The sequence below is a fragment of the Streptomyces sp. NPDC044002 genome, from assembly GCF_056434525.1.
Map to the genome: position 1 here is coordinate 56666 of NZ_JBWKEZ010000025.1, position 18435 is coordinate 75100.

Below are 18435 nucleotides of genomic sequence, written 5' to 3' on the forward strand. Positions count from 1 at the left end.
GGCCTGCCGGTGCCCGTGCGGGGGCATGCCGGTGCGCTTCCGCCAACTCTGCCTGTGCGGTGAGCAGTTCGTCACCGACGGTAGGGGTGCCGTTGCCGGAACGGCAAGCTCTTCCGGGGATATCTATCCCCAAGGAGTAGTTGTGTCGCTCCGGCCGGGAGGTGAAGACTGCCCACGTGCAAGGAGGTGGACCAAGTGCCCACGGACAACCGGGTGTCGACGGTTCTGGCCCGTCGCCTGGGCGGCGAACTGCTGCGCCTGCGTGACGCGGCCGGCCTGACGCAGCCGCAGGCGGCGCAGGTGCTCAGCGCGACCGCCGCGAAGATCGCCAAGATGGAACGCGGCTGGGTGCCGTTCCGGGACCCCGACATCGTCGCCCTGTGCAAGCTGTACGGAGTGACGGACGAGGCCGTGGTCGAGAGCCTGCTGTCCCTCGCCAAGCTGGACCGGGGCCGACGCAAGGCCAAGGGCTGGTGGCAGCACCATCCCAGCGTGGGCAACTTCGGTGAGTACATCGCGATGGAAGAGGTCGCGACGCGCATCCGCACGTGGCATCCGACCTTGGTGCCCGGACTGCTTCAGACGCCGGAGTACATCCGGGCCCTGGGAGTCGCCGCGAGCTGGTCCCATCCCGATGAGATCGAGACGCTGGTGACCTCACGAATCCAGCGGCAGGCTCGGCTGCGGGACGAGCAGCCGCTGGAGTTCCACGCGGTGCTCTGGGAGGCAGCGCTTCGCCAACAGGTCGGCAGCCCCGAGGTGATGCGCTCACAGCTCGGCCACCTGGTACGGATGGCGAAGCTGCCCAACGTGCACATCCAGGTCCTGCCCTTCCTTGCGGGGCGGCACCCGGGCGCCAACGGTTCTTTCAACATCGTGTCGTTCGCAGAGCCCGGGGCGCTGGACGTCGGCTATGCGGAGGGCATCGGGACTACCCTGTGGGCGGAAGGCGCCGAAGCCATCGCTGCCTACACGCGTGTGTTCGAGCAGGTTTCACGGCTGAGCCTTGCGCCGCACGACTCAGCGGACCTGATCGAGTCCATCAGCAAGGGGGTGTGAGACCGTGAGCCAGTTCGAGTTCGTGAAGTCCAGCTACAGCGACGACCAGGCCAACACGGACTGCGTGGAGGTCGCCACGAACGTGTCCGGCACGGTCGCGGTCCGGGACAGCAAGCGGACGGACGGCCCCGTCATCCAGCTCACCCCCACCGCCTGGGCGGCCTTCGCCGGCTCACGCTGAGCAGGCCGCCTCCGGCGGGGTGCTCGCCCAGTACGAGTGGGCCTCCGCCAGCAGGCGCCTGGCATCCTCGCCGTAGGCCGCCGAGCCGCTCAGCACGCCGAAGGCCTTCCGGTACAGGTCGAGCTCGCCCGGCTCCGTCACGTCCAAGGACGAGGAGACCAGCTCGACGTGGACCCGGTCCCCCTTGCCCTGGATGTGGAAGCCGTGGACGGGGAACAGGTCCACCCGCGCCCTGGCCGGAAGGATCCCGAGGCTGAGGGACGGAAGGTCGAAGTCCCGCCGCAGGCGCTCGATCTGCCCCCGCATGACGTCCGGCCCGCCGATGTTCGTGTAGAGGGCCCGTTCGCCGAGGACGACGGCGTAGTGGTGCAGGCCGTCGTGCAGCACCTGCTGCCGCTGCATGCGCTTGGCCACGCCTGCCGGGACGTCGTCCGGTACGCCGAGGAAGTTCACGACCTGCGTGAGGATCACGGTGGCGTACGCCTCGGTCTGGAGGGTGCCCCAGATCATGTCGGGTACGTACGCCTGGCCCTCCGGCGTCTCCTGGTACCAGCGGATGACATCGTCCTGCACCGCCTCCGTACCGCTCGAAAGCCGCTGCTGCCACGGGATCACGACGGACATCGAACCTCCTGGGCTGTGGGTGGTGAGCATCCAAGCAAGCGACGTCGTCGCACAAGGGGGCGTGGTCGGCCCCAAGCCGTGTATATGCGACTACGCGAATATTGGCGAGACCGCATGGACGGCGGACCATCCGTCCTCGTACGGTCGTGGTCACCAGCCCAACCGGGCTTCCCGAAAAGGGGGTTTCACCATGGCTCGTGAGGAACTCATCCGACTCACCGGCAACGGGAACGGGAACTGCGCTAGGAACGACTGCCCCAACGTCTACCGCACCGCGTCCGGCTCCATCGTCGTCCAGGGCGACGTGTCCACGGCCTTCCAGCCTCCGGCTGGTGAGGGCCTGGTCGAGATTCCCGAGGACGTGCTGAGGGAGGCGTTCCGTGCTCTTGGATGGTGACGCCTGGCGCTCCAGGTTCGAGCGCTTCAACGTCGAAGCGTGGCGCCTGGAGACCCTTCAGCAATACCTCGTACCGCAGGAGGAGGAAGAGCTCCGGGCGTTCAGGACCGGGGCGCGTATCGACCCACACGCTTACTCGAACGAGTACACCGACGACCTGAAGCGCGTGCGCCGCGAGGGGAAGAGCAAGGGGCGTGTGCACATCGTGACGCGTCCACTCTCGGAGTACCTCCGCTACGAGTTCATGTACTACCTGCCACATTCGTGGGCGGGTGAGGACATTCGGATTCTTGACGTAACCGAGCGGGTGAACCCGCTTGAGGGTGTTCAGGATTTCTGGATGTTCGACAGGTCGGAAGTGGTCCTCATGCACTATGCGGCTGATGGCAGGCAGATCAGTCGCGAACTGCATGAAGGTGGCGTGACACCGTTCATCGAGTATCAGCAGATCGCCATCGCTGAGTCGGTTCCCTTTGAGGAGTACGTGAAGGGCATTGACGCTTGATCCCCAGCAGCTGGGAGAGTCCAGGGCTGACCTAGCGCAAACACTGAAGGTGCTGCGGAAGCGAGCCGGGTGGACTCAGACCCGGCTCGCTCAGCGCTGCAACATGTCGCAGACGAAAGTCAGCAACATCGAGAGCGGGAAGTTAACTCCAACTCTTGTGGACGTGGAGCTGATTCTTCGGGCACTTGATGCGCCGGACTCGTTTGTGTCCGAAGTGATGGCGCTGGCTCGCATGGCCAACACAGAGTGGAAGGACGACTGGACTTCCCGTCGTAGGGGACTGGACAAGCGGCAGAATGAGTTGGCCGGCTTCGAGAATTCGTCCACTGAGTTCCGCTACTTCCTGCCGACGATGATCACAGGGCTACTGGCGACTCCAGAGTATGTACGGGCCAGCATCGCGGACGTTCCGGGAGATCAAAGCAAGACCATCGCGAAGAAGCTTGAACGTCAAGCCGTTCTTTATGACGAATCGAAGCAGTTTACGTTCATACTGACCGAGCAGGCCGTGAGATGGCCGCTTATTCCGCCCGAGGCCCTGGCGATGCAGATGGATCGCCTGGCGTCGTTGACCCGTCTGTCCAATGTTCGCATTGGGGTCATTCCGATCAGTCCTGTGGTGATGCCGGGACCTCTGAACGTGTTCACGGTCTATGACGATCGTATCGCCACCGTTGAGACATCTACCGGCGTGATGATCTTTCGAGATCGCCGGGATGTTTCCGCCTATCGCGACGAGTTCGCGGCCTTCGAACGTCATGCCTTGTTCGGCGAACAGGCGAGAGCGTGCCTGAATTCCTGGGCGGCCACATTTACCCGACAACGCGAATAAACCTTCAGCGGGCCCGTTCCGGGGCCGACGATTGTCACGTACCGAGTGGCGATCGAGAGGGTTCGACATGGCAGGGGCAAAGGCGGTATCCCCGTCCACGGACGGGGACCGGAACGAATTCGAGTACCTGACCTACGCGCCGGCGGGGAGCACGTGCTCTGCATGTCGGCGACCGGTCCGGCCCATGGAGCCGGTCCGCCGCCGGTCCGTCGAAGCAGCCACCCGTGGGCCCGTCACCTACCGGCACGCGAACCGGTGCCCTGGCGAGGCCACGGCGTGAGACGGCTCCCCGAGTTCATGTCGCCGGAGGAGCGCCGTGAACGTGCCTGGCGGGCCTTCCGCGCCCGCCAATCGGCAGCGGCACCGGTTGACGCGTCCGCCCCGGTAGGGCCCCTGAGCGTCCAGAGAGAGGAAAGCGATGTGACCAGGACGCTGGAAATCCCCGCAGGCCTACGGCACGGGCGGGACCTTGTCAGTCCCGAGCTGTTCGAGAAGGTGTCCGAGTTCTGCGCGGAGGAGTACGGGCACGAACTGTGCACGGCCCGCGAGATCGTGGACCAAGCGCTGGCCTTCCTCAAGGTGATGGGCGATACCCGCGCGTTCGACATGACCCCTTCGGCGACCGTCGATCCGGGCTGGCACTCGTTCGCCCTGCACACGACCGCGTACCGCACGTGGTGCCTGGAGCAGTTCGGGTACTTCCTGGACCACGAGCCCAAGGCCGTTGTCCGCACGCGCCCCCTGATCGGCTCCGTCATGGACCGCGTGAAGGCGGCCGGATTCCATGTCGACGACCGGCTGTGGGGTGCCGCGAAGGACTGCAACCCACCGGCCTGCTGCGGCGACGGCGACGGTTGCTGAATCACTGCGGACGCATGCGGCGCGGCTGTGGCCAAGGCGGCCGGACCGCCCCAGGCAAGGGTTCCAAGGATGAACAGCAGTGACGAGGGTCTGGCCGGGCGGGGCCGGGTCACCGTGTTCGCCATGTTCGGTGCGGTCTTCGGCTACGCCACCCATCACCTCGACGAAAGGCGGATCGGGGACGTGGCCGTGATCGGCCCCCTGACCCCCGGGGTCGAGTGGCCCCGGCTGTGGCAGATGGCCCGCACCTGCGGCAGGCCGGCCGCCAAGGACGCGGAACTGGCGCAGTGGATCCTGATCCAGGCGACCCGCGCGTTCGTCTGCGGCAGCGACCGCATCGTCCAGCTCGAAGACCAGGGATGGAAGCTCGAACCCGGCGGTAGGCGCGTGACCTTCGAGGCGACGTATGCCAATCGCGACCAGCTCTGGACGGGCAACCTGACTGTGGAAGGACTCACCCCTGACCAAGTGGCCGAACGGCCTTCGTTCTACAACGCGTAGCCACGGTGGGCTAGCACTCGTAGCCGTGCGGGACGCCCAGGACGGCGATGAAGGCCCAGAGCATCAGCGCGGAGCCGGCCGCGCCCGCCAGCAGGGCGGCGGGCGCGTTGCGGGGGCCGATGTAGCCGAGCGCCGCTCCCCACCACGCCAGGGCGAGGAGGGTGAGCAAGGCTCCGTACAGCAGGAGGGCCAGGGCGTTGGCCGAGGCGTTGACGCCCGCGTCGCACGCCCGCCAGGCGGCCGCCAGCAGTCTGGTGCCGAGCAGTCCCGTGGCCAGCCCGGCCAGGGGTATGAGTACGCAGCCCCACCGCCCCCGCGTCATCGCGATCCCCCGTTGTCAGTGGCCCCTGCTAGCTTGCCCGTTGGGATAGAGGCCGGTCAGAGAACCCTAGAGGTCCGCGGTCAAGGGGGGTGGGCATAAAGGGTCCCCGGCAGCCAGCTCGGGACCCACGACGGGACCCCGACCCCACCCCCTCCCCCCGGCCTCAGCCGTGCCTCGGCGGGGTCGGCTTGTGGCCCGGGTAGACGTGGTCCGGGGTGACGATCTCCGTGATGGCCTCGCCGAAGAGGGTGCTGGGCTCCTGGCCGTCGTGCAGGGCGTCGGTGTTCAGGATGACCACCAGCGTCGCCTGTTCCTCCGGCAGGTACACGCCGAGGCTTTCGTAGCCCGGGAGCGAGCCGTTGTGGCCGATCCAGCCCTGGACGTCGAACAGGCCGAGGCCGTAGCCGGCGCCGGGGATGCCGACCGAGGTGGTCTTCAGGCGTTCCGCCTGGGTCGCGGGCTTCAGGAGGGTGCCGGTGGCGAGGGTCTTGGCCCAGCTGCGGAGGTCCTCCAGGTCGGAGATCATCGCGCCCGCGGCCCAGGCCCAGGAGGGGTTCCAGTCCGTGGCGTTGACGATGCCGCCGGTGGCCGACTGGTCGGTGTAGCCCTGGGCGTGCGGGGAGGGGAAGGCCGCGTTGGTGGGGAAGAGGGTGTGGTGGAGTCCGGCAGGGTCTATGACCTGCTGTTTCAGGACCTGCTGGAGGGGTTGTCCGGTGACCTTCTCGATGACCAGGCCGAGGAGGATCAGGTTGGTGTTGGAGTACTCGAACCTGGCGTTCGGCGCGAAGTTCACCGGGTGCTTGAACGAGTAGGCGAGGAGCTGCTGCGGGGTGAAGGGGCGGGTGCCTTCGGTGGTGAGCGTCTTGTCGAAGGCGTCGTCGTCGCTGTAGTTGAACAGGCCGCTGCGCATGCCGGCCAGCTCGCGCAGGGTGATGCGGTCGCCGTTCGGGACGCCCGTGACGTACTTGCCGATGGGGTCGTCCAGGCCGGCTTTCCCCTGGTCGACGAGGCGGAGCAGGGCGGTGACCGTGAAGGTCTTGGTCTGGCTGCCGATGCGGGTGTAGAAGTCCGTCCGCATCCGGGCGCCGGTCTCCTTGTCGGCCACCCCGAACGTCTTCACGTAGCTGCCCTTGCCCGGCGCCCACAGCCCCACGATCACGCCCGGGACCTTCGCCTCGCGCAGGGTGTCCTGGACGGCCCGGTCCAGCTTCGCCGCGACGGCCGGGGTCAGCTCCGGGAAGTCCCCGCCGGGGTCCGGTGAGGGGGCGGCGGCGGCCGTGGCGGGCGCGATGAGTGCTGCGGCGGCGGCCAGGGCCACGCAGGCCCGGCGGAGCCGGATACGGGCGGTCGGCTTCATGGCGCGGCCTCCTGCCGTCCAGGGAACCCGGGACCCCGAGGAACCCCAGCGTAGGCCCGGGGCCCCCGCCCCGCCCGGCGGGCGTCAGGGGCCGGGTCAGGGGCCGGCGGTACGGGCCGCGTCGCGCAGGCGGCGCCAGGTGCGGCCGACGGAGGTCAGGCCGCCGGGCCGGGTGGCGGCGTCCCAGGTCCGGGCCGTCTCCGCGAGCGGCGGCGCGGGCTCCGCGGGCTGCCGGGCCCGGGCGGCGCGGGCGGCCAGCCGCAGGTCGTCCGGGGTGACGGTGTCGGCGGCCGAACGGACGCGGTCCAGCAGGGTGGCGCAGGCGTCGGCGATCGCGGGCTCGCCCAGCGGGCGGGGTGGGAGATCCAGGCCCTCGGTCAGCAGCTTCTCCAGGGCGGTCCGCAGGTCCTGGAGGGACAGGTCGCGGATGGTCAGCGACAGGTGCGCGGACAGCCCGGCGGCGCCCACCGCCCGGTGCGCGAAGCCGCGCGGGACGTAGAGCACTCCGCCGGGTTCGAGGACGGTGTGCAGCAGCCGCGGGGAGTGCTCGTCGTCGGGGAGCTCCCCCGGCTGCCAGTCCGCCGCCGCCGGCGCGTCGTGGACGTACCAGGTCTTGCTGCCCGCGACCTGGAGGACGAACACGTCGGCGTCGTCGCGGTGCACCGCGAGGCCCTGCCCGCCGACGGGCGTGACGAAGAAGAACGCCTCCACGCGCCGGTCCAGCTCCTCGGACAGCCGCGCCACCAGATCGTCCGTCGGCCGGTGCCACTGGTCGACGCAGCGCAGCAGCAGCGTCGCCCCGGCGCGCAGCTGGGCGACGACCTTCGCGCGGTCGGCGAAGCCGGAGTAGGTGATGCCGTTGACGACGCGGGAGGAGGTGTAGGCGTCGGGCGGTACGACGACCTTGTTGGAGCGGACCATCTCCAGGTAGGGGGTGCGCAGCAGGCCCGAGTCGAAGGCGGCGTCCAGTTCGTCGAGGTCGAACGGCGGGGCGGGCGCGGCCGGGACGTAGGCGGCCGGTTCGCGCTGCCAGCGGCGCTCGGCGAAGCCCGCGACGTCGCCGACCCAGGCGGCCAGCGTGGGCGATTCCATGAGGTGTCCCCCGGTGGTGTGGTCGGTCGTGTCGTCGGTGGTGGCGGTCATGCCCCGGTTTCCGCGTCGAACCGGACGGAGAGCAGCGAACGCAAGGGGACGTGCGTCTCCCCGTCCGGGGTATGGAGGGTGATCCCGTTCTCGAAGGCGACCTCCAGCAGCCGTTCGGCCAGAGGTACGACCAGGTGCTTGGCCCAGCAGCGGGCGCCGTCGAAGCCGAACGGCATGAACGCGGGGGTCTTCTCCGGGTCGGCCACGCCCGCCCACCGCTCCGGCTGGAACTCCAGCGGGTCGGGCCAGAAGTCGGTGTGGCGGTGCATCAGCAGCGGGAACAGCGCGACGTCGTCCCCGGGCCGGATCTCCGGATGCAGGGCGGCGTACGCGTCACCGCCCTTGCGCCACAGCATCCAGGCGGGCGGGAGCAGGCGCAGCGTCTCCCACAGGAACGGGGTGAGTCCGGGGCGGGCCGCCCGCTGCTCCCGGGCCGGCCCCATGAGCCACAGGGCGTTGCCGGCCAGCGCGGCCACGCCGTCGCAGAGGGTGGCGCTCGCCCGCCGGTACAGGGCGACGGCCTGCCTCCGTTCGAGGGTGCCGGGTGCGTCGCGGATCTGCCCGGCCAGCGCGCCGGCCGTGCCGCCGGCAGCGGAGCCCGGCCAGTGGGTGACGGCGCGGTCGACGAGCCGCGAGAGGGCGTCGGAACCGGTGACGGCGCGCTTCGACAGCAGGGAGACCGGCAGGGGGTCGGAGGCGAAGAGCCAGCGGCGCAGGTAGGAGGTCGCCGCGTACGGCCAGGCGCCCGACAGCCCGCGCGCGGGCGGCGGCGGGGTGGTTCGGATGGCGACCGTGACGTCCCGGCCCAGGGCGCGGATGGTCCGCGTCGCGCTGTCGTGCGGGATGTCGGCGCCCGCGGCGGGCTTGTAGACGGAACGTTCCGCCGACAGGACGGGGCGGGCCGCGACGACCTCGGCCATCAGGGCGGGGTCCGAGACGCCGACCGTGGCCGCGTCGATCCGGAAGACCGTTTCCTTCCTGGCCAGCAGGTCCTGGATGCGCGGGGCGTAGACGACGCGATGGCCGCCGGCCGCCTTGGGGGCCGTTTCCGGCATGGGGCTCCTGCCTCCGGTCCGGGATGAAGGACGTGGGGCGCCGGAGCGCGGGACGCGACAGGGGGATGCCGCGTCCCGCGCCGACTGGGGTGGGTCAGATGACGTGCAGGACCCACGCGTGGTTGGCGAGCTCCTCGTCCTTCTTGAACTTCTTCACCAGCGCCTTGATCATCTTCATCTGCTGCTCCCTGTGGGGATTGAGGATTCGATCGGGTGCCGTCGCTGAGGCCTGTTGACCTGCGGCGACCGGATTCATGCTGGTCGGCGCCGCTGACGTTCGACTCACGCGCCGCTAACGCCCGCCTGCGGCAGGTCCGCCCGATACGGTGGTCGTCCCAGGGCAACTCGGCTTCGGCAGGGGGCGGTTATGCGGGGCGGAACGGTAGCGGTGGTCGGCGGGAGCATCGCGGGGTGCGCGTTCGCCTCCGCCGCGGTGCGGGCCGGGGCCGACGGGGTCGTCGTACTGGAGCGCACGCGCGGGCGGCTCGCGGACCGCGGGGTCGGGCTGTGCGTGCACGACGAGCGCGCCGCCGAACTGGCCGCCGCCGGGGCACTGCCCGGCGGGATCCCGGCGCACCGGCTGCTGCGCCGGCGGTGGGTGGTGCGGGACGGCGGGGCCGGGCCGGGCGGGCGGATGATCTGGGAGCAGCCGTTCCCGTTCCACTCGTACCACTGGGGGCTGCTGTGGCGCGGGCTGCGCGGGGTCGTGCCGGAGGAGGTCGTGTACCGGCAGGGCGTGGCCGTCGCCGGGGTCGCCGGGGACGGGGGCGCGGCCGAGGTGCGGCTCGGGGACGGCTCCGTCGAGCGGTACGACCTGGCCGTCGGCGCGGACGGGTACCGGTCGGTGGTGCGGGAGGCGGTGGCGCCGGGGGCGCGGCCGCACTACGCCGGGTACGTGTGCTGGCGGGGGAACCTCGACGCCGCGCTGCTGGAGGGCGATGAGGCGTACCCCGAGGCGGTGACCACCGTGTGCTTCCCCGGCGGGAGCTGCGTGATCTACCGGATCCCCGGGCCGGACGGGCCGCGCGTCAACTGGGTGCTGTACGCGCCGCCCCCGCCGGACGGGCGGCTGCGCTTCGACGACCCCACCAGCTTCCCGCCGGGCGCGCTGACCCCCGAACTGCTGGACCACCTGCGGGCCTTGCTGGAGCGGGAGTTCCCGCCGTACTGGGGCCGGGCGCTGGGCCTCACCGCCCCGGCGGACACCTTCGTACAGCCCATCTACGACCTGGAGACCGCGAGCACCGCCGCCGGCCGGCTCCTCCTCGCCGGGGACGCCGCCACGGTGGTCCGCCCGCACAACACCAGCGGCGCCGCGAAGGCGCTCCAGGACGCCACCGCCTTCGGGGCCGCGTGGGCCGGGGCGGGCACGTGGGAGGAACTGCTGCGGGAGTACCAGGCGGCCAGGGGCGCGGCCGGGCGGGAACTGGTCGCGCTGGCACGGCGGCTGGGGCGGGCGCAGGTGGAACGGACGCCGGAGTGGGGGCGGATGAGCGGGGCCGACGCCGAGGTGTGGTGGCGGGGGCAGCTGGGGGGCGCCGCCGGTATCGGGGGGCAGTCCATGACCCGGTAGGGGGGCGTTGCCGTTGCCGTTGCCCTGGCCGGGCGGTTGCGCGGTTCGGCCGCCGCCGGGGCCGGTGGGCCGGGTGCGGCTGGGCGGTGCCGCTGCGCGGGCTACTCCCCGCCCCGCCCTTCGCCCTTTCCCCGGGCTGCGCCCGGACCCCTCCTGGGGGCTCCGCCCCCAGACCCCCGCGCCTCAAACGCCGGCGGGGCTGGGATGTGCCGGCGGGGCTGGATTTCGCGCAGCGAAATTCCAGCCCGCGCGGCGCTTGAGCGCACCGGGCGCGCAGCGCCCGGAACGGGTCCGGGCGGAGCCCCGGTCTTTCAGCCCCGCCGGCGATTGAGGCGAGAACGGTTGAAGGGCGGGTAGGGGACGGCCCCGCGCAGCGGTGTCCCGGACCGGTACCGGCCCCCACCCGTATCCCCGGCTTCCCCCGGCGGGAGCCGGACGCGTACGACCCCCGTGCCACCGCGCGACCGCGCGGCCCCCCTTGACGGGGGCGGGTGGTGGGGAGACGCTCCCCGGGCTCACGACCGAGGGTTGCAGCTGGGGGGCCGGGGATGCCGGAGGAGTCTGTCCAGACGGTGGGGGAGCTGCGGGCGCAGCTCGTGGAGTGCGGGGCGCGCTGGACCGTCAGCGAGCACCTGGCGGACGAGGAGCCGGTGCCGAGGCCCGCCCTCGGCCTGGAGCCGGGGGTGAACCTGACGCCCGCGGCCGAGGCGGGCTCCGTGGACCTGCGGGCGCTCGTGGGGCGGGCGAGCGGCAACCCGCACCTGACGCGGCGGCGCGCCGCCAACGGGCTGCTGGGCGGAAGCGGTGCGGCGGCGGCCGGGCGGCCCGCGGCCGTCGACTGGCGCAGCCGCTGGGGGTGGCCCTGGCTGACGAAGGTCAAGGACCAGAACCCGTGCGGCTCCTGCTGGGCCTTCGGCGCGGCCGGGCTCGTCGAGTCGATGGCCCGGATCGAGCACGACGTGTGGGCGAAGCGCTCCGAGGGCGACGTCCACGACGGGCTCAAGTTCACCTGCGGGCAGGGGAGCAACCCGGAGACCGCCCTCGACTGGATCAAGGACAACGGCGGTCTCGCCGACCCCGGCTGCTGGCCCTACAGCACCCCGCCCCCGGGCCTGCCGGCCGAGCGGCGCGACGCCTGGCGCGCCGAGTACACGCCCAGCTGGGACCGCTCGGGCCGGACCGTCCGCATCGGTGACTACGTACGCCTGGGCGACGTCGAGCAGCAGAAGGTGTGGCTGGACACGGTCGGCCCGCTGACCGCCTGCTTCGACGTCTACGACGACTTCTTCGGGCTGGGGGCGGGGGTGTACCACCGCACCAGCGACCGGCTGGCCGGCGGGCACTGCGTGCTGGTCGTCGGCTACGACGACGCGGCCGGCTGCTGGCTGTTCAAGAACTCCTGGGGGCCCGGCTACCACGTCGGCGGCTACGGCCGGATCGCGTACGGCGAGGTCAACATCGACTACTGGGCCAAGTGCGGCCTGCGCGGCACCAACATCGACCCCTGGAGCAAGCGGCGCCTGCACGCGGGCAGCGTCTACGAGAGCGGCAACGGCCGTGCCCACCGCAACTTCGAGATGGCGGCGACCGCCGGCGGCGGCCGGCTGCAGCACTGGTGGCGCGAGGGGGACGCGCCCTTCGCCTGGGCCCGGGGCCGGTCCTACGCCTCCGACGCCTCGGGGCAGCCCGCGTTCACCGGCACCACCTACAACCGGAACATGGAGTCCCTGCACGTCACCACCGGCGGCCGGCTGCGGCACTGGTACTACGAGCAGGCCGTCGGCGTCTGGCGCGACGGCGGCGCCTTCGGCCCGGGCGACGCGGCCGTCGGCTCGACCCCGGCCTTCATCCAGAGCGACTACGGCAAGCCGGGCAACTTCGAGGTGGTCGTCCGCACCGCCGACGGCCGGCTGGGCCACTGGTGGCGGATCAACGGCGCCCCCTGGACCTGGAACGACGGCGGCCGCTTCGCCTCCGGCATCGCCCACTACGGCCCTGCCCTGATCCAGACCCGCTCCCGCACGCTCGACCTGGTCGCCGCCCGCACCGACGGCCGGATGCAGCTGTGGTGGCGCGACGACCCCAACGGCTTCGTCTGGCGGGCCGGGGAGGTCTTCGGCAGCCGCATCAACTCCGCGCCCTGCCTGATCGAGGGCCAGTACGGGGCCGCCGACGAGGACACCGCCGGGAACTACGAGCTGTGCGTGGCCGGCGCCGACGGCCGGATCGAGCACTGGTGGCGGGGGAACGCGGCGGGCGCGCCCTGGGCCCGCAGTGCGGTCTTCGGGCACGACGCGGTCGCCGTCACCGGGATGCTCCAGGGCAGTTTCGGGTTCAACCTGGAAGTCCTCGTCCTGCGCACCGACCGGCTGCTCCAGCACTACTGGCGCGACGGCGCGGGCTGGCACGAGGGGGCGGTGATCGGCCCGGCGTGAGCCCGGCGTGATGCACGAGGGAGGCGGCCGGTGGAGGTACGCGGGATCGCGCTGCGCGCCGGGGAGTCGTACGAGCTGCGGCTGACGGGGCGCGGGGCGCGCGGGTACGTGTGGACCTGGCAGGTCGGCGGGGACGCCGACGCCGTCTCCGTGGCGGAGACGGCGGAGACGGCGGAGACGGCGGGGGGTCCCGCCCCGCCGGCGGAGCCCGGCGCCCCGCTGGTCCGGACGTACGTGGTGCGCGGCCGCCGCCCCGGCGGGCGGGCCCGGATCCGCTTCGCGCAGGTCCGGCCGCCCTACCCCGAGGAGGCCCCCTACGACGAGTTCGTCCTCGAAGTGGAGGTCACCGAGGGGCTCACCGGCGGGGCTTGAGCGCCCAGTGCTGCACGGCCTCCAGCGGCCCCCGGCCGAAGTACCGCAGCCACAGCCGGGACCCGGCGACCAGGACCAGGCTCACCGCGGCCCACAGGCCCATCACCCACCACGGCCCGCTCCCCTCGAACCGGGCGGCCAGCCCGAGCCCGAAGCCGTAGCAGAGCAGGACGCACAGCAGGTTCTGGCCGACGTAGCAGGACAGGGCGGTGCGCCCGACGGAGCCGAGCGCCGCCGCGCCGGGGACGGCGAACCGGTCGAGGGTCCACCCGATGAGGCCGATGTAGCCGACGGCGACGAGCGGGGCGATGCCGTACCGGCCCAGGACGAAGAAGTCGGGGCCGCCCAGCTCGGCGGCGATGCCCAGCGGCAGTCCGAGGCCGAGTCCCCAGGCGGCCATCCGGGCGCGGATCCGGCGCCCGGCGGCGGTCGGGCCGAAGGCGCCGGCCCGGTGGAGGCGCACGCCGAGGAGGAAGAGGAACACCAGCAGCCCGAAGGTGAAGACGGGCTCGATGCGCAGGGCGAGGGCGTTGTCGAGGCGGAAGCCGATCTGCTCGGCCCAGCTGCCGTGCGCGTAGAGCCGTACGGCCTCCGGGTCCGGCGTCTTGGGGGAGTCGGGGGTGACGGCGTCGCCGAGGGTCACCAGGGCGACCAGGGTGAGGTGGACGCCGGCGGCGACCCACATCGCGATCCGCCGCACCTTCTCGGAGCGGGCCAGCAGCCAGGCCACCAGCAGTGCGGTGACGGCGTACCCCATGAGCACGTCCCAGGCGAAGATCAGGACGAAGTGGACGGTCCCCTCCAGGAAGAGGAACGCGGCCCGCCGCGGGTAGCGCCCGGGCCACGGCTCGCCCCGGCGGGCGGCGGAGTCGTACTGGATGGCCAGGCCCACGCCGAACAGGATGGTCAGCAGCGAGAGGAACTTGCCGTCGGCCAGGAAGCGGAAGACCGTCTCGGCGATGGTGGCGGCGGACGGGTCGGCGACCGGGTCCGGCAGGCTCAGGCCGCCCTGCAGGACGCTCCACTCGGAGCCCGGCGAGGCGAAGATCCAGACGTTGGTCATGAGCGTGCCGAGGATCGCGGCGCCGCGCAGGACGTCGAGGAGGGGCAGCCGGGCCGCGGTCGTGTTTGCCCGGGGTGTGACGAGGGTGTCGGCCATGACTCAAGGCTCCCGGGGCGGGCGGCCCGCTTCTTCCTGCCGGTGGAGGAACGCGGGCTACATCCTTCGATGCAGTCGCGGCGGGGCCGTGTCCACATCGCGGACGGGAGGATCGTTGTACGCCTCATGTATCTATCCTGTGCGCATGCCACCAGCCACTCCGCCGGCCACCCGCGCCACCACCGCCGCCGAACGCGTCTACCACCACGTCAAGCAGGGCGTCCTGGACCGCCGCTACGAGGGCGGCACCCTGCTCACCGAGGGCGAGCTCGCCGGGGCCGTCGGGGTCTCCCGCACCCCGGTCCGCGAGGCCCTGCTGCGGCTGGAGACCGAGGGCCTGCTGCGGCTCTACCCGAAGAAGGGCGCGCTGGTGCTGCCGGTCTCCGCACAGGAGATCGCCGACGTGGTCGAGACCCGGCTGCTGGTCGAGGAGTTCACCGTGCGCCGGGCCGTGCCGGCCCCGCCCGCACTGCTGGAGCGGCTCACGGAACTGCTGGCGGAACTGCGCCTGTACGCGGACCGCGGCGACCTCGCCGCGATGACCACCGCCGACCGGTGCTTCCACGCCGAGATCGTCCGCCACGCCGGGAACGAGATCCTCAGCCGGCTCTACGATCAGCTCCGCGACCGGCAGCTGCGGATGGGCGTGGCCCTGCTGCACGCCCACCCCGACCGGGTGGAGCGCACCCTCGACGAGCACGCCGAGATCCTCGACGCCCTGCGCGCCGGGGACGCGGAGGCGGCCGCCGCGGCCGTACGCGGCCACGTGGGCCGGGTCGGCGCGCTGGTGCGGGGCGGCGGTGAGGTCCGATGAACGCCGAGCCGCCCGGCGGGCGGGGGGCCGTCGCCGTCTGGTGCATCGGCGTCGCCGTCTACTTCGTCGCCGTCATCTTCCGCACCAGCCTGGGCGTCGCCGGCCTGGAGGCGGCGGACCGCTTCCACGTCAACGCCTCCGCCCTGTCCACCTTCTCCCTCCTCCAGCTGCTGGTCTACGCCGGCATGCAGGTCCCCGTCGGCCTGATGGTCGACCGCCTCGGCACCAAGAAGGTGCTCACGCTGGGCGCCGTCCTCTTCACCGCCGGGCAGGTCGGCTTCGCCCTCTCCCCCTCGTACGGCATGGCACTGGCCGCCCGCGCCCTGCTGGGCTGCGGCGACGCGATGACCTTCATATCCGTGCTCCGGCTCGGCACCCGCTGGTTCCCCGCCCGGCGCGGACCGCTGATGGCGCAGCTGGCCGGGCTCGTGGGGATGGCGGGCAACCTCGTCTCCACCCTGGTGCTGGCGCCCGTACTGCACGGCCTCGGCTGGGTGCCGGCCTTCGCGGGCAGCGCGGTCGCCGGGCTGATCGTCCTCGTCCCGCTCGTGCTGTTCCTGCGCGACCACCCCGAGGGGCACGAGCCGCCGCCCGTGGCCCGGGGCGCGGGCGGCTTCGTACGCCGTCAGATCCGGGACTCCTGGCGCGAGCCCGGCACCCGGCTCGGCCTGTGGGTGCACTTCACCACCCAGTTCCCCGCGATGGTCTTCCTGCTGCTGTGGGGCATGCCCTTCCTGGTCGAGGCGCAGGGGCTGTCGCGGACCACCGCGGGCGGGCTGCTCACCCTGGTGGTCGCCGCGAACATGGGCTTCGGCCTGGTCTACGGGCAGCTCATCGGCCGCCGCCCGGGCGCCCGGCTCCCGCTCGCGCTGGGCACCGTCGGCATCACCGCGCTGCTGTGGGCCTCCGTCCTGGTGTACCCCGGCGACCGGGCCCCGATGTGGCTGCTGGTCACGCTGTGCGTGGTCCTCGGCACCTGCGGGCCCGCCTCGATGATCGGCTTCGACTTCGCCCGGCCCGCGAACCCGGCCGAACGGCAGGGCACCGCGTCCGGCATCACCAACATGGGCGGCTTCCTCGCCTCCATGACCACCCTGCTGGCGGTCGGCGTCCTGCTCGACGCCACCGGGGACGACTACCGGACCGCCTTCTCGTCGGTGTTCGTGGTGGAGCTGCTGGGCCTGACCCAGGTCCTGCGGCTGGCGCCCCGCGCCCTGGCCCGCGAACGGGAGGCCCTCCCCGTCACCGCGGCCGCCGGGGCGAGCCCCCGGAAGGCCGCCCGCCCCGCGCCCCGCTGATCCCGCGCGCCGACGCCTCCCGTACCGACGCCTCCCGCGCGGCTTCCTGCCGGTACTCGGTGGGGCTCACCCCGTACGCGTCGCGGAACGCCCGGCTGAACACCGACGGGCTGGTGAACCCCCACCGCCCCGCCACCTCGTGCACCGGCCGGCCGAGCAGCCCCGGGTCGGCCAGCTCGGCCCGGCACCGCTCCAGCCGGCGCCGCCGGATCCGCGCCGCCGGGCTCTCGCCCCGCTCGCGCAGCAGCAGCTGGAGCCGGCGCAGCGAGATCCCGTGCCGGGCGGCCACGGCGGCCGGGGTCAGAGCGGGATCGCCGAGGTTGTGGTCGACGAACGCGTCGATCCGGGCCAGCAGCGCAGTCTCCCGGGCCTCGGCGGTCAGCGCCCCCTCGGCGCCGAGCCGCCCCGCCAGGCAGCTGCCCACCAGGTCGAGGGCGACCGCCCCGAGCCGCTCCAGCTCCGCCGGCCCGCAGTCCGGGGCGTGCGCGGTCAGCGAGCGCAGGTACTGGGCCAGGATCGCCCCCATCCCGTACCCGCCCGGGACGCGCTGCGCGAGCAGCCGCTCGACCCGGGCCCCGCGCAGCGGCATCGCGGCCTTCGGGAACGACAGGGTCACCGCCCGGACCAGGCCGTCGGCGCCCGGCAGGGCGTCCGACCACATGGGCCGCGAAGTGTCCCAGAGCACCATGTCACCGCTGAACATCCCGCTGTCGGAGCGGTTCTGGGCCAGCGACATCGAGCCGTGGGTGACCAGCCCCAGCTGGTACTGCTCGGGATCGCCGCGCCGTACGTGGGCGGCCGTGCGGGCGGAGTGCAGCGGTGAGAACTCGAACGTCGACACCTGCACGCCGCCCAGGTCCAGTACGGCGGCCTCCGCCCAGAAACTGCCCGGACTCTCGCTGCGGATCGCCGTCGGCACCAGCTGGTCGGCTATGAGATCGGTGAACCAATCCATCCGCTCGGCCGCCGGCACCGCGGCGGCCGACAATCTGGACCACACCTGCGGAACCTCCCCCGGGACGTCGCGCGTTCGCACGTGAAGAGGGGGACGCCCGGACCCGGGCCGCGGTTCTACGCAGGCGCCGGTTCTACGGAGTCACGGCGAACGCACCGAGGATGGCGGCGGCCAGCTCGGTGTCGCCCTCCACCTTGACCCGGTCGGCGACCGTGCGCGGCCGCACCCGGCCTGCGGCGAGCCGTACGTACGTCTCCCAGTCCATGGCCAGTGACACGTCCGGCCCCAGCGAGGGGGTCTTGTCGAGGGTGGCCCGGCCCGCCGCGTCCACCCGTACCGTCCGCAGGAACTCCACCGGCCCGTGCACGTCGATGACCACGGCCGAGTTCGGCGGGGCGCCCGCGCCCTTCGCGACCACTTTCGGCAGCCCGGCGAGGAGGATGTCCCGCGCCACGAACGCGCCCGGCGAGTCCCAGTTCCCCGGGACGCCCAGCGCCGCCCGCAGGTCCTGCTCGTGGATCCAGGTGTCGAAGGCGCGCAGCCGCAGCGCGAACTCCAGCGTGATCTGGTTGCCCTGCGGTCCGCGCACCATCGTGGTGGCCGGATCCCGCTTCTCGTTGCGCAGCTGGCGCTGCCGGCGGATGACCGTGTACTCCAGCTCCGAGGTCATCTCCGGGGCGGTGTGGTGGCGGCGGACGTCAACCGGCACCTCCATGTAGCGGGTGAACTCGTCCACCACGTGCCGCAGGTCGCGCGGGAGGGTGTGGATCGGCCGCGGGTCGCCGAGCTGTTCCAGTTCGAGGCCGATGAGGTGGGAGACGATGTCGCGCACCGACCAGCCGGGGCAGGGGGTCGGCAGGTTCCACTGGCCCTCCGGGAGGGGGAGGACCAGCTCGGTTATCGCCTCGATGGAGTGCGTCCACGCGTCGGCATAGGGCTCAAGGCTGGGATGGACGGTCAACGGGACCCCTCGCTGGCTGTTCAGTGGCGCG

Annotated in this window: 21 protein-coding genes; 12 read left to right on the forward strand and 9 right to left on the reverse strand. The window is 72.2% G+C overall.

Annotation, left to right across the window (positions count from 1 at the left end; translation table 11 throughout):
- Nucleotides 1-195: 195 nt before the first annotated feature.
- Both AC07A6_RS19910 and AC07A6_RS19915 read left to right on the forward strand, forming a co-directional pair.
- The gene (locus AC07A6_RS19910; RefSeq protein WP_478777902.1) at nucleotides 196-1059 is read left to right on the forward strand and encodes a helix-turn-helix domain-containing protein; all 864 of its coding nucleotides are present in this window, start codon (nucleotides 196-198) and stop codon (nucleotides 1057-1059) included.
- Nucleotides 1060-1063: 4 nt separating this feature from the next.
- Complete coding sequence (locus AC07A6_RS19915; RefSeq protein ID WP_478777903.1) at nucleotides 1064-1240, forward strand: DUF397 domain-containing protein; 177 nt, start codon at nucleotides 1064-1066, stop codon at nucleotides 1238-1240.
- On the opposite strand, the gene AC07A6_RS19920 is transcribed toward AC07A6_RS19915, so the two are convergent.
- The gene (locus AC07A6_RS19920) at nucleotides 1232-1864 is read right to left on the reverse strand and encodes a DUF5753 domain-containing protein (protein ID WP_478777904.1); all 633 of its coding nucleotides are present in this window, start codon (nucleotides 1862-1864) and stop codon (nucleotides 1232-1234) included. The two genes, AC07A6_RS19915 and AC07A6_RS19920, sit on opposite strands and share 9 nt — an antisense overlap.
- 190 nt (nucleotides 1865-2054) lie before the next feature.
- On the opposite strand from AC07A6_RS19920, the gene AC07A6_RS19925 reads away from it, so the two are divergent.
- From AC07A6_RS19925 to AC07A6_RS19945, 5 genes are all read left to right on the forward strand, one after another.
- Nucleotides 2055-2261, forward strand: a complete 207-nt coding sequence (locus tag AC07A6_RS19925) for a hypothetical protein (RefSeq protein WP_478777905.1) — start codon at nucleotides 2055-2057, stop codon at nucleotides 2259-2261.
- Nucleotides 2245-2766: a DUF6879 family protein gene (locus AC07A6_RS19930; protein ID WP_478777906.1), complete on the forward strand. Its 522-nt coding sequence runs from the start codon at nucleotides 2245-2247 to the stop codon at nucleotides 2764-2766. Before AC07A6_RS19925 ends, AC07A6_RS19930 begins: the two co-directional genes overlap by 17 nt.
- Nucleotides 2756-3598, forward strand: a complete 843-nt coding sequence (locus AC07A6_RS19935) for a helix-turn-helix domain-containing protein (protein WP_478777907.1) — start codon at nucleotides 2756-2758, stop codon at nucleotides 3596-3598. Before AC07A6_RS19930 ends, AC07A6_RS19935 begins: the two co-directional genes overlap by 11 nt.
- A 420-nt stretch (nucleotides 3599-4018) precedes the next feature.
- Nucleotides 4019-4459: a glycine-rich domain-containing protein gene (locus AC07A6_RS19940; protein WP_478777908.1), complete on the forward strand. Its 441-nt coding sequence runs from the start codon at nucleotides 4019-4021 to the stop codon at nucleotides 4457-4459.
- A gap of 69 nt (nucleotides 4460-4528) precedes the next feature.
- Nucleotides 4529-4960 (forward strand): hypothetical protein, encoded by a 432-nt coding sequence (locus tag AC07A6_RS19945; protein WP_478777909.1) that lies wholly within the window; start codon nucleotides 4529-4531, stop codon nucleotides 4958-4960.
- Between the two features lie 10 nt (nucleotides 4961-4970).
- Here the strand turns inward: AC07A6_RS19945 and AC07A6_RS19950 are convergent, their stop codons facing one another.
- The 5 genes from AC07A6_RS19950 to AC07A6_RS19970 all read right to left on the reverse strand — a co-directional run bounded on the left by AC07A6_RS19950 (nucleotide 4971) and on the right by AC07A6_RS19970 (nucleotide 9123).
- Nucleotides 4971-5282, reverse strand: coding sequence for a hypothetical protein (locus AC07A6_RS19950; protein WP_478777910.1), 312 nt, complete (start codon nucleotides 5280-5282; stop codon nucleotides 4971-4973).
- A 163-nt stretch (nucleotides 5283-5445) separates the two neighbouring features.
- Nucleotides 5446-6639, reverse strand: a complete 1194-nt coding sequence (locus AC07A6_RS19955) for a serine hydrolase domain-containing protein (protein ID WP_478777911.1) — start codon at nucleotides 6637-6639, stop codon at nucleotides 5446-5448.
- A gap of 96 nt (nucleotides 6640-6735) precedes the next feature.
- The gene (locus AC07A6_RS19960) at nucleotides 6736-7782 is read right to left on the reverse strand and encodes a JmjC domain-containing protein (protein WP_478777912.1); all 1047 of its coding nucleotides are present in this window, start codon (nucleotides 7780-7782) and stop codon (nucleotides 6736-6738) included.
- A complete protein-coding gene (locus AC07A6_RS19965) occupies nucleotides 7779-8837 on the reverse strand; it encodes a cytochrome P450 (RefSeq protein ID WP_478777913.1) in 1059 nt (352 codons plus the stop codon). The genes AC07A6_RS19960 and AC07A6_RS19965 overlap by 4 nt, the downstream gene beginning before the upstream one ends.
- Before the next feature lie 94 nt (nucleotides 8838-8931).
- A complete protein-coding gene (locus tag AC07A6_RS19970) occupies nucleotides 8932-9123 on the reverse strand; it encodes a hypothetical protein (RefSeq protein WP_362460816.1) in 192 nt (63 codons plus the stop codon).
- 81 nt (nucleotides 9124-9204) lie between these two features.
- Between AC07A6_RS19970 and AC07A6_RS19975 the strand changes: the two genes are divergently transcribed.
- From AC07A6_RS19975 to AC07A6_RS19985, 3 genes are all read left to right on the forward strand, one after another.
- On the forward strand, nucleotides 9205-10410 hold the full coding sequence (locus tag AC07A6_RS19975) for an FAD binding domain-containing protein (protein ID WP_478777914.1): 1206 nt from the start codon (nucleotides 9205-9207) through the stop codon (nucleotides 10408-10410).
- A gap of 548 nt (nucleotides 10411-10958) precedes the next feature.
- A complete protein-coding gene (locus tag AC07A6_RS19980) occupies nucleotides 10959-12845 on the forward strand; it encodes a C1 family peptidase (protein WP_478777915.1) in 1887 nt (628 codons plus the stop codon).
- A 30-nt stretch (nucleotides 12846-12875) separates the two neighbouring features.
- Nucleotides 12876-13217 (forward strand): protease inhibitor I42 family protein, encoded by a 342-nt coding sequence (locus AC07A6_RS19985; protein WP_478777916.1) that lies wholly within the window; start codon nucleotides 12876-12878, stop codon nucleotides 13215-13217.
- On the opposite strand, the gene AC07A6_RS19990 is transcribed toward AC07A6_RS19985, so the two are convergent.
- Nucleotides 13201-14376: a DUF418 domain-containing protein gene (locus tag AC07A6_RS19990; RefSeq protein WP_478777917.1), complete on the reverse strand. Its 1176-nt coding sequence runs from the start codon at nucleotides 14374-14376 to the stop codon at nucleotides 13201-13203. The two genes, AC07A6_RS19985 and AC07A6_RS19990, sit on opposite strands and share 17 nt — an antisense overlap.
- A gap of 145 nt (nucleotides 14377-14521) precedes the next feature.
- Between AC07A6_RS19990 and AC07A6_RS19995 the strand changes: the two genes are divergently transcribed.
- Together AC07A6_RS19995 and AC07A6_RS20000 are read left to right on the forward strand one after the other, a co-directional pair.
- Nucleotides 14522-15190, forward strand: a complete 669-nt coding sequence (locus tag AC07A6_RS19995) for a GntR family transcriptional regulator (RefSeq protein WP_007265140.1) — start codon at nucleotides 14522-14524, stop codon at nucleotides 15188-15190.
- Nucleotides 15187-16488 (forward strand): MFS transporter, encoded by a 1302-nt coding sequence (locus AC07A6_RS20000; RefSeq protein ID WP_362460796.1) that lies wholly within the window; start codon nucleotides 15187-15189, stop codon nucleotides 16486-16488. Before AC07A6_RS19995 ends, AC07A6_RS20000 begins: the two co-directional genes overlap by 4 nt.
- Here AC07A6_RS20000 and AC07A6_RS20005 read toward each other — a convergent pair.
- Nucleotides 16433-17488 carry an AraC family transcriptional regulator gene (locus AC07A6_RS20005; protein WP_362460793.1) on the reverse strand — a complete coding sequence of 352 codons (1056 nt, stop codon included), beginning with the start codon at nucleotides 17486-17488 and terminating at the stop codon, nucleotides 16433-16435. The two genes, AC07A6_RS20000 and AC07A6_RS20005, sit on opposite strands and share 56 nt — an antisense overlap.
- Nucleotides 17489-17576: 88 nt before the next feature.
- Nucleotides 17577-18404: a maleylpyruvate isomerase family mycothiol-dependent enzyme gene (locus AC07A6_RS20010; RefSeq protein WP_362460790.1), complete on the reverse strand. Its 828-nt coding sequence runs from the start codon at nucleotides 18402-18404 to the stop codon at nucleotides 17577-17579.
- Nucleotides 18405-18435 lie beyond the last annotated feature (31 nt).

Coding starts and splice junctions, on each gene's coding strand:
- AC07A6_RS19990 (WP_478777917.1), bottom strand. CDS start 14,376: ATGGCCGACACCCTCGTCACACCCCGGGCAAACACGACCGCGGCCCGG.
- AC07A6_RS19995 (WP_007265140.1), top strand. CDS start 14,522: ATGCCACCAGCCACTCCGCCGGCCACCCGCGCCACCACCGCCGCCGAA.
- AC07A6_RS19925 (WP_478777905.1), top strand. CDS start 2,055: ATGGCTCGTGAGGAACTCATCCGACTCACCGGCAACGGGAACGGGAAC.
- AC07A6_RS19945 (WP_478777909.1), top strand. CDS start 4,529: ATGAACAGCAGTGACGAGGGTCTGGCCGGGCGGGGCCGGGTCACCGTG.
- AC07A6_RS20000 (WP_362460796.1), top strand. CDS start 15,187: ATGAACGCCGAGCCGCCCGGCGGGCGGGGGGCCGTCGCCGTCTGGTGC.
- AC07A6_RS19950 (WP_478777910.1), bottom strand. CDS start 5,282: ATGACGCGGGGGCGGTGGGGCTGCGTACTCATACCCCTGGCCGGGCTG.
- AC07A6_RS19960 (WP_478777912.1), bottom strand. CDS start 7,782: ATGACCGCCACCACCGACGACACGACCGACCACACCACCGGGGGACAC.
- AC07A6_RS19980 (WP_478777915.1), top strand. CDS start 10,959: ATGCCGGAGGAGTCTGTCCAGACGGTGGGGGAGCTGCGGGCGCAGCTC.
- AC07A6_RS19965 (WP_478777913.1), bottom strand. CDS start 8,837: ATGCCGGAAACGGCCCCCAAGGCGGCCGGCGGCCATCGCGTCGTCTAC.
- AC07A6_RS19920 (WP_478777904.1), bottom strand. CDS start 1,864: ATGTCCGTCGTGATCCCGTGGCAGCAGCGGCTTTCGAGCGGTACGGAG.
- AC07A6_RS19975 (WP_478777914.1), top strand. CDS start 9,205: ATGCGGGGCGGAACGGTAGCGGTGGTCGGCGGGAGCATCGCGGGGTGC.
- AC07A6_RS19955 (WP_478777911.1), bottom strand. CDS start 6,639: ATGAAGCCGACCGCCCGTATCCGGCTCCGCCGGGCCTGCGTGGCCCTG.